Source organism: Acinetobacter septicus (genome assembly GCF_019355975.1).
Lineage (GTDB): Bacteria > Pseudomonadota > Gammaproteobacteria > Pseudomonadales > Moraxellaceae > Acinetobacter > Acinetobacter ursingii.
Window position 1 is genome coordinate 1,105,629 of sequence record NZ_CP079898.1, and the last position, 15,318, is coordinate 1,120,946.

Here is a 15,318-nt window from a genome sequence, read left to right on the forward strand (position 1 = left end):
TTCTCAATAAAAAACGCTCTTGCGCAATAAATCGCGCAAGAGCGTTTTATCAACTTAACTCAATAACGAATTAAAGTTTAGATACCAATTCTGGTACAACAATGTTCAAATCACCCACTAACCAGTAGTCAGCAACGCTGTTGATTGGTGCTTCTTCGTCTTTGTTGATCGCAACGATCACTTTAGAGTCTTTCATACCTGCCAAGTGCTGAATCGCACCAGAGATACCGATTGCCATGTAAAGATCTGGCGCAACAATTTTACCTGTTTGACCTACTTGGAAGTCGTTTGGTACGAAACCAGCATCAACCGCAGCACGTGACGCACCTTGCGCAGCACCAAGCTTGTCCGCTAATGGGTCTAGGACTTTATGGTAGTTCTCACCAGAACCAACACCACGACCACCAGAAACAACGATACGTGCAGCAGTTAATTCTGGACGATCAAGTTTTACAATTTCTTCATTTACGAAAGAAGAAACACCTGCGTCAGCCGCTTCACCCACAGTTTCAACCGCAGCAGAACCACCTTCAGCAGCAACTGGATCAAATGCTGTACCACGTACAGTACCAATGATCACAGCTTCATCAGATTGAACCGTTGCAATCGCGTTACCTGCGTAGATTGGACGCTTAAATGTGTTTGCAGATTCAACAGAAATAATATCTGTGATCATGCTGACATCAAGCAATGCCGCAACGCGTGGTAAAATGTTTTTACCTGTTGTAGTTGAAGCTGCTAAAACGTATTTATAGCCACCTTCTTTCACAACATCAGCAATCAGTTTTGCTACATTTTCAGCCAATTGGTTGGCATAAAATGCATTGTCTGCAAGTAATACTTTGCTGACACCAGCCACTTTAGCAGCAGCATCCGCTACAGCTTGAGCACCAGAACCAGCAACCAATACAGCAATATCACCACCGATTTTTTGAGCTGCTGCAACAACGTTTAACGTTGCACCGTTAAGTGCTTGGTTGTTGTGTTCAGCGATTACTAAAATACTCATGATTTTATCCTTCTGTATTAGATCACTTTCGCTTCATTTTTTAATTTTTCAACAAGTTCGTCTACAGACTTCACTTGTACGCCAGCTTTACGCTCAGCAGGTGGCTCAACTTTAACAGTTTTAAGTTTAGTCCCTGTAGCAACACCATAATCAGCAGGTGATTTGGTATCGAGCGGCTTTTTACGCGCTTTCATAATGTTTGGAAGTGCCGCATAACGTGGCTCATTCAAACGTAAGTCAGTGGTAATAATCGCAGGAAGTGTAAGCTCAACAGTTTGTAAACCACCGTCAATTTCACGAGTCACTTGAACTTTTCCGCCGTCCACTTTTACTTCTGAAGCAAAAGTACCTTGACCTGCGCCAAGCAAAGCAGCCAACATTTGACCGACTTGGTTTGAGTCGTCATCAATTGCTTGTTTACCTAGAAGAATAAGTTCTGGTTTCTCTTGATCTACAACACCTTTAAGAATTTTAGCAACTTCTAAAGCGCCAATTTCATCAGTTGTTTCAACCAAGATACCACGATCCGCACCAAGCGCCATTGCAGAACGAATTTGTTCTTGCGCTTCTTTAGGTCCAACAGAAACCACTACGATTTCAGATACTGTTCCTTTTTCTTTTAGGCGAACCGCTTCTTCCACTGCGATTTCACAGAATGGGTTAATTGACATTTTAACGTTAGTAAGGTCAACCCCACTATTGTCCGGCTTAACGCGAACTTTAACGTTGGCATCAACCACACGTTTTACAGCAACAAGAGCCTTCATGTAATCCTCGGCTGTTTCAGCAAGTAAATGTTGAGAAGAGTTATATTAACGCTTCATATTGAATTTTTTAGGTGCTTTATCTTGCAATGTGTTTGGCATTTCGGTCAAGTCACAATTACACCAACCATGCGAAAAAACACTAAAAAGGCTGAAATGGTCAGTTCATTGTTTTTTTCATTGACTGTTTCCCCATGAAATTGCAGCAGTTTTTATGATTTATTAATATTTGATTTATAATATGTTTTATTTTGATTTATTTCATCAGTCTGACTGATAGGCGACTTTTTTTGCTTAGCTTTTATACAAAAGTACAAATTTATTCAATACTGACTCGTCAGATCAAAAATGTCAGTCCACGATTATAAAAAAACTTAAACATGTCGAAATGTAACAATAAAACATAATAGGTCGGGTTATTGCAAAATTATTACGCTCTCGGATGCGCTTTATCGTAAGTTTGCGCTAAATGATCAAAATCAATATGCGTATAAATTTGAGTCGTACTCAAATTGGTATGCCCTAACATTTCCTGTACTGATCTTAAATCACCACTAGCACTGAGCATATGACTGGCAAAACAATGGCGTAGTAGATGCGGATGCAAATCGACATTCACGCCTGCGCGTTGTGCCTGAATTTTAACACGGGATTCGATCTGTCGCGGGGTCAATGCACCGCCATGTTGTGAAACAAAAATGGGGCTATCTGGCAATACACGACCCTTCCAAATCGTATAGATTTTTAACCACTCGATTAAGCTTTGTTTAGCTTTGCTGCCAAATGGAATCACCCGGGTTTTATTACCTTTACCGGTTACACGTAAAAGCTGTCGTTTAAAATCAAGATCATTCATTTGTAAACTTTGCAATTCAGCCAAACGTAAGCCACTGGAATACAACAATTCAAGCATGGCTTTATCACGTATCCAGAGTTGTTGATCCTTGATTTTTTCTGGTGCAGGCTGGTCCAGTATTTGATTGACCGTTTCGATATCAATCATTCCCGGTAAGGGACGCGCTTTACGTTTAAGCTTAAAATCCTCAGTAGGATTCATATTGAGATAATTACTTTGCTGCGCCCATTTCATAAATTGGCGAATCGCCGACAACATTCGCTGAATACTACTACTAGTCAAGTTGGATTGTTCAACTTTATAAGCCAGATATTCACGTAAATCTGACGCTTCTATCTCGATCAAATCTAGCTTTTTGACTTCACAAAACATAAAAAAATCAGTTAAATCGCGTTGATAAGCATGAATGGTGTGTTCAGACTGATTTTGAATGGTACGCTCTTTGAGCCACATGTCGAGGAGTTGATGATTATTAATATTCACATCATTGCTCCTAGTTTAATATTCAGTGTTGGTATCAATTTGATTTAAATATAACATAATTTCTTTCGCCACTAGTTCGGCATAGCGATTCGCGAGATCATGTTCTCCACCTTGAATGATCTTGAGCTCGGCATACTGAAAAAGATCTTTCAGATATTGCCCGACAGTAACTGGACTTACCTCATCTTGGTCACCCCAGATCAGTAAAATTTTCTGCTGAATCTGTGCCAATTGAACTTCATAATTTATTTTGGTCGTCATGAACCAGTCAGGATAATTTAAAAATTCTTTGGCATAACTTTGTCGCCAATCTGCAACGTTAAACTGGTTCAGGTCAATCCCTCCTGAAGTCGCAATCAAGACCAAACCCTGTACCAATTCAGGCTTTTGTAAAGCTGCTGCGACTGCAAAAATGCCACCCATAGATTGAGTGACCAAGATACATGGACGATCAATTTTATTGAGCACATAGTGCTGTAACTGTTCAAAATTATGAATGTCTGGATGGGCAGGTTCATTGGCAAAAGCAGGATAAGCAATGATTTGTGTCGTCATCTCTTCGGGTAAATTTTTAATGAGAGGACACCAAAATTCGGTAATGCCCGATGCGCCAGGTAGAAAAATTAAATGTGACATAAGTTGTTTAATATAATAAGTTATTCATTTTAATAGAAAATTAAAAATAAAAAGCACCGCTTGAAATAAGGATGCTTTTATTTTTTAAACCGATACATTAACTTTGAAAATAACGTAAATCCAAACGACCTTCATAGACGGTAGACGTTGGTCCCGTCATCCAAACCACTTCACCTTCACGCCAAGCAATTTGTAACTTACCGCCTGCCAGTTCAACTTCAACTTCATTGGCGAGTAAACCACGGCGCATACCACTGACTGCTGCGGCACATGCCCCTGTTCCACACGCTAAAGTTTCGCCCACGCCACGCTCAAAAACACGTAGACGTACATGTTTTTCATCCAGAATTTGCATAAACCCAGCATTAACCCGTTGTGGGAAACGTACATGCGATTCAACTTGTGGTCCAATGGTTGCAACATCCGCAGTTAATACATCTGGCACAATGGTCACAGCATGAGGATTGCCCATATTGACCACATCAATTTTCAGGCTTTGATCATTGGCAAGCTCAAGATGATAAAGTGCTTCGAACTCTTCCGTGACAAATGGAATTTCATTCGGAGAAAATTTTGGAAAGCCCATATTGACTCGAACTAAACCATTTGGTCCAAGTTCAGGTTCAACGATGCCCGCTTTGGTTTGCACCTTGATTTTGGTTTTATTGGTCAGTTGGCGATCATGCACAAAACGCGCAAAACAACGAACGCCATTACCACATTGTTCAACTTCAGAGCCATCTGCGTTGAAAATACGATATTTAAAATCTGCACTTGGAAAATCGGGCGGTTCAACTATCAGAAGTTGATCAAAACCAATCCCAAAATGACGATCAGCCATACGCTGAATGGTAGTAGTATCCAGATACGCGCGTTGGCTGATTAAATCAACCACGACAAAATCATTACCCAAGCCATGCATTTTTGTAAATTCAAGCAACATGATTTTTTACTCCTCAGGTAATAAACGTTCTTTATCCCATAATGATTCAATCGTTTCACGCTCACGAATCAAATGAGCTTGATCTGCATTCACCATCACTTCAGCAGCACGACCACGACTATTATAGTTTGAACTCATGACAAAACCATAAGCGCCTGCACCCAGTACAGCCAAGACATCATTTTCTTTTAGTGCCAACTTACGATCTTTGCCTAGAAAGTCGCCAGTTTCACAGATCGCACCGACCACATCCCAAGCTTTTTCATCAACGTCTGTATTGCTATCCACCGATTGGATATCCATCCACGCTTCATATAAAGATGGACGAATCAAATCATTCATCGCAGCATCAATAATCGCAAAATTACGATGATTGGTCGGTTTCAGCAGATCTACTTTGGTCAGTAATACGCCTGCATTGGCACTAATACTACGCCCTGGCTCCATGTACACTTTCAAGCCCAATTTTTGCAGTGCAGGTTTCAACGCATTGGCATATTCTTCAACGCTTGGTGGTGTTTCATCTTTATAACAAACACCTAAACCGCCACCGATATCAATATGTTTGAGGTCAATACCCAACTTTTTCAAATCGTCAATCATTACGATCACACGATCGAGCGCATCCACAAAAGGTTTGGTTTCAGTCAGTTGTGAACCGATATGGCAATCAATTCCTACAACATCTAAATTGGATAAAGATGTCGCGTATTGATAAGTTTCATAAACTGTATCACTTGGAATACCAAATTTATTTTCTTTTAATCCCGTAGAAATATAAGGATGGGTTTTGGCATCGACATCTGGATTGACACGTAATGAAATTGGGGCTTTTTTACCCAGTTTTGCTGCAACTTTTTGAATGCGATCCAGTTCGGCATACGATTCAACATTGAAACAGGCAATCCCCACCTGCAAGGCTTTTTCAATATCTGCTTCTGATTTGCCTAAACCAGAAAATACGATTTTGGCTGGATCACCACCTGCTGCCAACACGCGCGCAAGCTCACCCCCAGTCACAATATCAAAACCAGCCCCAAGCTTGGCTAATACATTCAACACCGCAAGGTTTGAGTTTGACTTCACCGCAAAGCAGATTTGATGGTCGATAAAATCAAAAGCACGATCCATATCCAGATAATGTTTTTCAAAAGCTGCTTTTGAATAAACATATAACGGTGTACCAAACCGTTCAGCAAGCTGAAGCAGTGAACATTGCTCAGCATGCAATATCCCTTGAATGCGGGAGAAACTCATGAATGTATCCTTATCTTTGAGACGTTAAGGGGATGGTGTAGGTTCTGAAGCTGAGGATTTTTCTTTTTCCTCAGTTGCATTTTTCTGAGCTTGTTGCTCAGCATCTTTAGATGAATACAGTAAATATTTGGCACGTTTGTCATAATTTGGATCAGAAGGTAAATGTAATGCACCTGATTGACCGCATGCCGTGAGCGCAGCACCGCTCAGTAATATACTGATAGAGCAAATGACTTTAAGCATCTGAACACCGAACTTTTACAATTCGGAGCAGTATAGCGTGATCATCTCAGCAGCTAAAGTCTAAACATAAAAAAACGCCAGTTTATACTGGCGTTCTATGGATTTATTCAGACCTATTTCTTTTTAGCAAAGAAATAACCTATAGCCAAAATAATAAACCAGATTGGACTAACTTTTAATGATTCAAGTGTGGTTTCATCCAAAGCAAGGAAATAGATGGTTGCAAGGAAGAATAAGATCACCACCCAACAAGTAAACACACCACCAGGTAATTTAAAGATCGATTGCTCATGTAATTCAGGTCTATTTTTACGGTAGTTAATATAACTCCACATAATAATAATCCACACACAGATAAACAAAATGGTCGACAATGTCGTCGCTAATGTAAACGCGGTGACTTCATCATTTGTGCCTGTTTGTACTTTATAAATGTACTGGACAAACGCACCAATGAAGATACAAATAGAAGAGAAAATCAACGCTTTTGCTGGAACTGCTGACTTAGACAACATGGCAAAGAGTTTTGGTGCTTTTTGATCTGTTGAGAGACCAAACAACATACGGCTAGTCGAAAACACGCCACTATTCATGGATGACATTACAGAAGACAGTACGACCAGATTCATGATAATCGCAGCAGAGGCGATACCTGCTTGTGAGAAGATATTCACAAATGGACTGACTTTAGGATTGATTTGATCCCACGGAGTCACACACATCACCACAAACAATGCCAATACGTAGAAAATAATAATCCTAATTGGAATCGAATTAATCGCTTTTGGTAAGTTACGTTTTGGATCCTGTGTCTCCGCAGCCGTCGTTCCGACCAGCTCTACCCCAACAAAGGCAAAAATGGCAATCTGAAAACCTGCTAAAAAGCCATCTAGTCCTTTTGGAAAAAAGCCACCATGAGTCCAAAGATTACTCACACTAGCGGTCGTACCCGAAGAGTTGGTAAAACCTGTAAAAATCATCCACAAGCCGACAGCAATTAACACAATAATTGCTGTGATTTTTACCATGGCAAACCAAAATTCCATTTCACCGAACAATTTTACCGTAACCAGATTTAATCCAAGTACAAATAAAATGGCAACGGTACTAATCAGCAACCCTCCTAGCGCAGTGAAAGATTCACCGCCATTGAAGAATTCCAGATAATAAATAATGGCGGATAAATCTGCGATCCCAATCGTGACCCAACACAGCCAATACGTCCAACCGACAAAATAACCCGCCCATGGGCCGATCAAATCAGTCGATAAATCAATAAAAGACTTATATTTAAGATTGGATAACAGTAATTCGCCCAGCGCGCGCATGACGAAAAACACCATGATACCAATCAGGCCATAAATAAAGAGAATAGAAGGACCAGCCAAACTAATGGTTTTACCTGACCCCATGAATAACCCTGTACCAATCGCCCCACCAATTGCAATTAATTGGAGATGACGGTTGGATAAGCTGCGTGAGAGTTCACCTTCTCCAGAATGTGAACCAAAATTTTCATTTGACATTGTTTTTTTTAACTCTCAAATTTTGTACTTTAAAATTAGCCTAAAACCATTAAAACAAAAAAGTTTTTTTAACTTATTGTTTTATTTTTTTAATAAATAACGCCTATAAGATGTTTTTTTAGACATACTTACTCCATTTTTAAGCTGTAATTGAACTTATCCCTGAGATTGCAGTTTACGTGCCAAAGTATTTTTTGGCGATATTTTCCTGCAAAATTTGTGTTTAAAGTTCCCAATTGTTACATTTCACTGGTTTATTAATTCCAAGATGCACTGAATATGAGCAAAGTTAAAACGGTTTATCGCTGTGAACAATGTGGTACAGATCATCCCAAGTGGTCAGGTCAGTGCTCAGAATGCGGTGAATGGAATAGTTTGCTTGAAGTGCGTGTTGAACCCGCTTCCTCACATCGTGCTAAACCTAAATTAGGCGGTTATGCTGGTCAAACTTCCGCAGTCACCATCTTAAATCAAATCTCTGTGTCGCACGAAACAAGAGTTGCAACAGGGATTGGTGAATTTGATCGGGTACTCGGTGGTGGGCTGGTGACAGGTTCAGTGGTGCTGATTGGGGGCGATCCCGGCATTGGTAAATCGACCATTTTGCTACAAACCGCAACTTATATGGCCAGTAGTAATAGCTCTGCACTCTATGTAACAGGTGAAGAATCCCTATCTCAGGTTGCATTACGCGCCCAAAGGCTCGACTTACCGACCGATAAACTCAAAGTCATGGCTGAAACCTGTGTAGAACGGATATGTGAAATTTTGGCTCAGGAACGCCCTGCCGTTGCCATATTAGATTCCATTCAAACCTTATATACAGAAACTTTACAATCTGCCCCCGGTGGTGTTTCCCAAATCCGTGAATCTGCTGCTTTACTCACACGTTTTGCCAAACATAGCGGAACAGCCCTATTTATCGTGGGTCATGTCACTAAAGAAGGTGCATTGGCTGGCCCACGTGTACTTGAACATATGGTGGATTGTGTTTTGTATTTTGAAGGGCAATCAGATTCACGCTACCGCATGATTCGTGCGGTAAAAAACCGTTTTGGTGCAGTCAATGAACTGGGCGTTTTTGGCATGACCGATAAAGGTTTACGTGAAGTCGCCAATCCTTCGGCTATTTTCTTAAGTCGTTATGATGAAGCCATTCCGGGTTCTATTGTCATGATCAGCCGCGAAGGTACTCGCCCACTTTTAGTCGAAGTACAGGCGCTGGTCGATGATGCGCATGGACAACCACGTCGTGTTGCATTAGGTTTAGAACAAAACCGTTTAAACATGTTACTTGCAGTGATGCATCGTCATGGTGGCGTTCAAACTTCTGGACAAGATGTTTATGTCAATGTGGTGGGCGGCTTAAAAATTACCGAAACAGGTTCAGATTTGGCAGTCCTTTTAGCCTGTGCGTCTAGCTTACGTGGTAAAGCCTTACCACAACAATTGGCTGTATTTGGAGAGGTTGGATTATCGGGTGAAATACGCCCCGTCCCAAACGGTCAAGAACGTTTAAAAGAGGCCGCCAAACATGGATTTAAATATGTCATTTTGCCGCGTGGCAATGCTCCGCAAAAGACCGTTGATGGGGTACAAATTATTGCGGTTGCAAGGTTGCACGAAGCATTAACAGAAGCCATGCAACTAAGTGACGAGTTAAATTAAATCGTGCGATATGATTTGACATAAAAAAACATATTTTTGTTATTGAAATTCGTCAAAAAAGCCTGCATAAATACACTTGTAAATTGAATTTATATAGGAATTTTCGATGGAAGTACGACAGCGTAGTTTATTGGCAGGTGTTTTGATGGTCGCCTTGGTCGTTGCACCGCTTGCTGAAGCAAAACGTGCAGGTGGCGGCAAAAGTCATGGTATGTCACGTTCAGCCGCTCCAAGCCAGTCTTACCAACAACCTCGCCAAGTGACTCCTGCACCTCAAACAGCACCTGCTGGTACACCACAGCGTTCTGGTCCGGGTGTCGGTTCAATGGTTGCTGCGGGTGTGGCAGGTGCTGCTGTGGGTGCCGTTGCTGCCAATGCGCTGGCGGATGACCGTCATTCAACTTCTCCTGAGCAACAAGCCACTCAACAGGATGCAGCAGCTCAGCAGGCAAAAGCTGAGCAAGAAAAGAAAAGTGGCATCCCGGGCTGGATCTGGATTATCTTGATTGCTGCGATTGCTTTCTTTATTTTCCGTAGATTTAGCAATAAGCAAAAAGTTGCTGGCAATAATCCGTTTGCGCCAAACAATAGTGGAAATGCTGCACCATTTGGACAAAACACATCGACAAACCGCGCTAATTCTGGTGATAACACCAATATTTTTGGACAAAGTGTCGGTGGCAATGCAAATGCAGCACCATCTTCTGCACCGTTTGGTAGTGCTTATACCAACAGTGGTAGTCAGCTTCCTGATGGAACAGAACCTGCAACTTTCTTACGTGTTGCACGCCAGCGTTTTAATCATATTCAATCGGTGAACTCTGCTAGCAATATTGAAGAAATTCGTCGTTATTTGACACCAGATCTTTATAGCTCGATGTATAACGACATTATGGCGAATCAAGATCAGGACGTTGCTGAGTTTAGTAACTTAAATGCAATGGTGGTCTATAGCACAACGGAAAATGGTCAGTATGTAGTCAGTGTGCGTTTCACAGGCACAGTGAGTGAAGACCTGAATAGCTTACCGCAACCCTTCTCTGAAATCTGGCACTTTGTTAAGCCAGCTGGTTCAAGTGAAGATTGGAAAGTGGCTGGGATTCAGCAAGACTAACGTTTCGCTAAAAATAAAGTAAGCCGCATCAGCGGCTTATTTTTTATCTGTGATCTTAATATTAATCATCAGATACGTTATTAAAATCACACTTTTACTACGCTATTTCTGCTGGAAAAGCAATCACCTGATCAATACGCATGTTTTCTGTTGCGATCATCAGTAAACGATCAATCCCCAAAGCAATACCCGAACAAGCAGGCATATGTGGTAAAGCCGCCAAAAGATGTTCATCAAGTGGCATTTCGGCTAAGCCTTGTTGCTTACGTTCAAGATTATCTGCTTCAAAACGCTGTCTTAATGTTTGTGCATCCAATAATTCATCATAAGCATTGGCCAGTTCTAAACCTTCAATATAAACCTCAAAACGTGCTGCAACCTGTTCACCGTCATCATCAATACGCACTTTAGCCAGTGATGCCATTTCTGGAGGAAAATCAGTTAAAAATACGGGCGTATCAAAGCCCAGACTCGGCTCAACAAAATGCGAAAATAATAAATCCATATAGGCGAGTCGATCATCGCCCAAATCTAGCGTCAGCCCGACGCGTCGCGCGGTATCTTTTAATTGATTTAGATTGGCTTGCAATGGATTAATATCCAGACGATCCTGAAAGGCATGTTTATAACTGAGTATCATCGGGCGAATCTCATCAAAACGATGATACAAACAACTGTGTAATAAATCAGCCGTTTCATGCATTAAGTCTTTAAGATCAAATTCAGGGCGATACCATTCCAACATGGTAAACTCGCTATTATGTTTACGTCCATGTTCATCATCACGAAATACTTTACAAATCTGATAAATCGGGCCACTGCCACTGGCCAGCAAGCGTTTCATGGCAAACTCAGGCGAGGTTTGTAAATATTGAATACGCTGTTTGCCTTCAATATGGCGTAATGCACGAACGGATGCCAAATGCACATCGGTTACCCCTGCCTGAGAAATAATCGGGGTTTCGACCTCTAACACATCACGCTCTGCAAAAAATGTACGAATAGTCTGATACAGTTTGGCACGTGCTTTAAGTGCCTCAATCGAACAGGTCGGTTGATACGTTTTTAAATTTAAATCCGACTGTTGACTCATGCCACAGGCCCTCCATACGCAGCCCATTCACGGCGCAGTGGATATTCTTTTCGTAATCGATCGAAAGCTTGCTGATCAACTTGCCCTTCTTTGACACAAGCACGTAAATGTTGATCGTCGCGCTGAATATTATAAATCTCTGTTAAATATCGTTGTAAAACTTGTTTTAATGATGAATCTTTAAAGTATGCTTCACAGAGAGGAAGCTCAGATTCAAATGTTTTTTCGGCTTTAAAACCAAAATGCTGACAAAAAGCCTGATACACCATTTCTGTACCACGCGCTTTACCTTCCAAACTGTAACCTGCAATATGGGGTGTGACCAAGCTGACTAAATCTAATAGTCGCTCAGAAATGACAGGTTCATGTTCAAACACATCCAGCACCACTTGACGCTGCGTTTTTTGAATATTTTCAATTAAAGCCGCTTCTTCAATCACAGGCCCGCGCGCACTATTGATCAAAATCGTTTGAGCTGGAATACATGCGAGTCGATCGGCATTAATGAGATGATAAGTCGGATAATCGCCTGTTTTGGTGAGTGGAACATGGATTGAAATGGCATTACTACGTTGTAGTAATTCATCTAATGAAACATTTTCAATTTGATCAAGCTTTACATAAGGATCATAGCCAATAACGTGCCAATCCAACAATTTTGCCATGTAAGCCAAACGACGACCGACATTGCCCAAACCGATAATACCTAAGGTAAACTGCTGTTCTTGTTGTAAAAGCTCTGGTCTTAAATGTAATAACGCGGTAATGACATATTCCACCACCGCCTGTGCATTACATCCCGGGGCATTACTCCACGCAATGCCTTGTTGTTGCAGTGCAGTAATATCCATATGGTCTGTACCAATAGTCGCACTGCCTACAAATTTTAATGCGCTATGATCGATTAAAGCATGATCGACTTTGGTCACAGATCGAATAATTAAAGCATCGGCATCTTTGACATCTCCATGCTGCAAATGTCGACCACCACGATGTTCAACTTTGCCAAATTCAGAAAAAAAATAGTCGGTAAATGCCAGATTTTCATCTGCAATCATCTTCATAAGCTGTTCCAATCACTCGCTGGCATTTATCATAACGCGTCACTCGGCACGTGACTACGCTCGTCATTTATAAATCGAATTTTTTACCAGCATCCATTTTTAAATTTTTATGCTCAATGAATTGTGAAATCTATATTTGCTTATTTCTTGTTTGGTTCTAATATCAAATGCAACATATGGGTCGCAGTGGTATGTCTGATGTGATCTATTCGGGCATAAAAATAACGTTCTGATAGAGCATCGCCAGATAAATCTTCAAGTATCTGAAAACCCATTTGATTCACGAGATCATGCAATTCTAATGAATTAAATTGCCCCATCAATGGTTCGCGTAAGATTTTTGTGAATTGAGCAACAGCTTGAGTTCCTATTTTTTCAATCCCCCGAAGTGAATCAAAATTAATCGAATAATCCAGAACAATTTCACTTTGCTTCGCTGCGAAACTGGCAATACTACTTAAGGTCTGTAAGGTGGTTTCAGGCTGTAAATAGTGCGTTGTACCTAGCCATGAATAAAAAGCAGGACGATCTTGAGCATAGTTACTACGAGCTAGAACCTCTCCCAAAGCTTCCTTTTCAAAATCGATGGCGACAAATTCGACATTGGCAGGAATATCACCCAGTTGTTTAAGTTTTTGGATTTTTAAACGCTGTGTATCGGGATGATCAACCTCAAAAATTTTTAAATCTGGATAATGCTGTGCCAAACGTAAGGCAAATGAATCTAAGCCTGCCCCAACAAGTACATATTGATCAATTCCCTTTTCAATCGCCTGTTGCAATTGATCTTCAGCATAACGCGAACGCCCCACGACCTGAGCTGTTAACAAACCTAACGTTCGATTAAATGCTGGTGAGTTAAAGAATCTATTCACCAAAGGCAAGCTTAATAAGCTTTTCCACGCTTTATTGGTCATTTCAAATGCATAAGCATCGGCAAAAATCGGATCATGCACGAATAAATAATGGTGGGCGCGTAATGCTGCAGCGGCTTCTGCGGTACGACTTGACCTTCCTTGTTTCATGTCATCTTCCTTTGAAAGCAAAATCAAAATAAAAGCAGTCGATTGAAAACAATAGACTGCTTCATTTGAAAATAAACCAAAAAATTAAGCGTCTACTTTACTTTTGCTTAGATTAGCTTGGTAAGTCACTTCATAATCGCGTAGGTTCAAAGTTTTTAAACGCTGTTTTAATTTTTTTAACGACCACGGCCATGCGGCGAAGTTACGCCCATTGGCATCCAAATAATAACTTTTACAGCCACCTGCATTAAATACGGTGGTTTTTAAATGCTTTTGCACCAATTCATTATGCGCATGGATGACTTGGGGTTTAACACTTAATTTGGCAATATTGTGTTTTTTGATTTTTTGCAAACCATCAACAATATAATCCAATTGCGCTTCGGCTAAGCCAATAAATGAATCATACACCAACACATTTGGTCCGAGTACCAAAAACGCATTCGGTACATTTTCAATATTGGTTCCCAGATAAGCTTCTGGAGAACTACTTTTCCAAAGATCATTTAAACATTCCCCTTTGTCATTATAAACACGGCGACCAATAGGAGGATGAGAGACTTCAAAGCCTGTTCCCCAGATGATGACATCAACTTCATGACGTTCACCATTGGCAGCAATTACCGTATTGCCTTCTACTTTGACCAAACCCTGTGGAATTAAATGCGTATTTGCCGCTTGTAAAGCAGGATAGTAATTGTTGGCAAATAACAAGCGTTTACAACCGATGGTAAAATCTGGCGTCACATTTTTGAGTAATTCAGGATCTTTTACCTGAGTTTTCAGCACTTGTTTAAATACTTCACCGACAGGCTTTAATACAGAAGGATTACGTAAACCAAAGTTAATCGCATTGAGTGATTGTGCTACGGTTTTACGCCATGTTGATTGAATCAATGGAAATTTTTCAATGACAGATTTACCAAACTCACCCAGTTGCATATCTGGTTTTGGCACGACCCAAGGTGCAGTACGCTGAAAAACAAAGAGTTCTTTTGCTAAAGGTTGAATTTGTGGCACAAATTGAATCGCTGAAGCACCTGTCCCAATCACGGCAATACGTTTATCAGTTAAGTCATAGCCATGATTCCACTTCGCCGAATGAAACATCTCGCCTGTAAAGGTTTCGATGCCCTCTAATTTTGGAATTTGCGCTTCGGTAATTGGTCCTGTCGCAAACACGACGGTACGAGAAAGATACTGTCCTTTGTTGGTATCAAGCACCCAAATATTACGCTCATTGTCCCAAGCTGCTTTTTCAAGTTCAGTTTCAAATTCAATTTTTTCATGAACATTAAATGTATCGCTAACTTCTTCTAAATAACTGAGAATTTCAGGTTGACGCGCAAATAGATGACTCCATTTGCTACTTGGTGCAAATGAATAAGAATATAAAGCCGATGGTACATCGCAACCGCAACCCGGATAGGTATTTTCACGCCATGTCCCGCCTACACGACCTGCTTTTTCAATGATTTTATAATCGTGATAACCAACTTGATCGAGTCGAATCGCTGCTGCAATGCCCGAAATACCAGCACCGACAATAAACGTGTCATAAATATGCTGGGGTAATACTTTGCTTTCAGCCGAGTTTAATTTTTTTGCTTGAGCTGTCATTTACAATATCCTTGTAC

The 15,318-nt window shown here is 40.8% G+C and carries 14 protein-coding genes; 2 read left to right on the top strand and 12 right to left on the bottom strand.

Annotated features, from left to right (window positions below; genetic code table 11):
* Positions 1–70: 70 nt before the first annotated feature.
* From I6L31_RS05375 to I6L31_RS05410, 8 genes are all read right to left on the bottom strand, one after another.
* The gene (locus tag I6L31_RS05375; RefSeq protein WP_005005065.1) at positions 71–1,009 is read right to left on the bottom strand and encodes an FAD-binding protein; all 939 of its coding nucleotides are present in this window, start codon (positions 1,007–1,009) and stop codon (positions 71–73) included.
* Positions 1,010–1,026: 17 nt separating this feature from the next.
* Entirely contained in the window at positions 1,027–1,776 is a 750-nt protein-coding gene (locus I6L31_RS05380) for an electron transfer flavoprotein subunit beta/FixA family protein (protein WP_004987127.1), read from the bottom strand.
* 427 nt (positions 1,777–2,203) lie between these two features.
* On the bottom strand, positions 2,204–3,082 hold the full coding sequence (xerA, locus tag I6L31_RS05385) for a site-specific tyrosine recombinase/integron integrase (protein ID WP_051070643.1): 879 nt from the start codon (positions 3,080–3,082) through the stop codon (positions 2,204–2,206).
* Positions 3,083–3,127: 45 nt separating this feature from the next.
* On the bottom strand, positions 3,128–3,748 hold the full coding sequence (locus tag I6L31_RS05390; protein WP_005005070.1) for an alpha/beta fold hydrolase: 621 nt from the start codon (positions 3,746–3,748) through the stop codon (positions 3,128–3,130).
* 97 nt (positions 3,749–3,845) lie between these two features.
* Entirely contained in the window at positions 3,846–4,691 is an 846-nt protein-coding gene (gene dapF / locus I6L31_RS05395; protein WP_005005073.1) for a diaminopimelate epimerase, read from the bottom strand.
* Positions 4,692–4,697: 6 nt separating this feature from the next.
* The gene (lysA, locus tag I6L31_RS05400; protein ID WP_005005076.1) at positions 4,698–5,948 is read right to left on the bottom strand and encodes a diaminopimelate decarboxylase; all 1,251 of its coding nucleotides are present in this window, start codon (positions 5,946–5,948) and stop codon (positions 4,698–4,700) included.
* Positions 5,949–5,972: 24 nt separating this feature from the next.
* On the bottom strand, positions 5,973–6,191 hold the full coding sequence (gene lptM / locus I6L31_RS05405) for an LPS translocon maturation chaperone LptM (RefSeq protein WP_004987140.1): 219 nt from the start codon (positions 6,189–6,191) through the stop codon (positions 5,973–5,975).
* 113 nt (positions 6,192–6,304) lie between these two features.
* On the bottom strand, positions 6,305–7,717 hold the full coding sequence (locus tag I6L31_RS05410; protein WP_004987143.1) for an amino acid permease: 1,413 nt from the start codon (positions 7,715–7,717) through the stop codon (positions 6,305–6,307).
* Positions 7,718–7,996: 279 nt separating this feature from the next.
* Here I6L31_RS05410 and radA point away from each other — a divergent pair, with 279 nt between their 5' ends.
* A complete protein-coding gene (radA, locus tag I6L31_RS05415; protein WP_004987144.1) occupies positions 7,997–9,385 on the top strand; it encodes a DNA repair protein RadA in 1,389 nt (462 codons plus the stop codon).
* A gap of 106 nt (positions 9,386–9,491) precedes the next feature.
* Positions 9,492–10,499 (top strand): Tim44 domain-containing protein, encoded by a 1,008-nt coding sequence (locus tag I6L31_RS05420; protein WP_005005079.1) that lies wholly within the window; start codon positions 9,492–9,494, stop codon positions 10,497–10,499.
* 97 nt (positions 10,500–10,596) lie between these two features.
* Here the strand turns inward: I6L31_RS05420 and epmA are convergent, their stop codons facing one another.
* From epmA to I6L31_RS05440, 4 genes are all read right to left on the bottom strand, one after another.
* On the bottom strand, positions 10,597–11,592 hold the full coding sequence (gene epmA / locus I6L31_RS05425) for an EF-P lysine aminoacylase EpmA (RefSeq protein WP_005005082.1): 996 nt from the start codon (positions 11,590–11,592) through the stop codon (positions 10,597–10,599).
* A complete protein-coding gene (locus I6L31_RS05430; protein ID WP_005005085.1) occupies positions 11,589–12,656 on the bottom strand; it encodes a 4-phosphoerythronate dehydrogenase in 1,068 nt (355 codons plus the stop codon). Before I6L31_RS05430 ends, epmA begins: the two co-directional genes overlap by 4 nt.
* 140 nt (positions 12,657–12,796) lie before the next feature.
* Positions 12,797–13,681: a class I SAM-dependent methyltransferase gene (locus tag I6L31_RS05435; protein WP_005005086.1), complete on the bottom strand. Its 885-nt coding sequence runs from the start codon at positions 13,679–13,681 to the stop codon at positions 12,797–12,799.
* 84 nt (positions 13,682–13,765) lie between these two features.
* Positions 13,766–15,301: a flavin-containing monooxygenase gene (locus I6L31_RS05440; RefSeq protein ID WP_005005089.1), complete on the bottom strand. Its 1,536-nt coding sequence runs from the start codon at positions 15,299–15,301 to the stop codon at positions 13,766–13,768.
* Between the last annotated feature and the right edge of the window lie 17 nt (positions 15,302–15,318).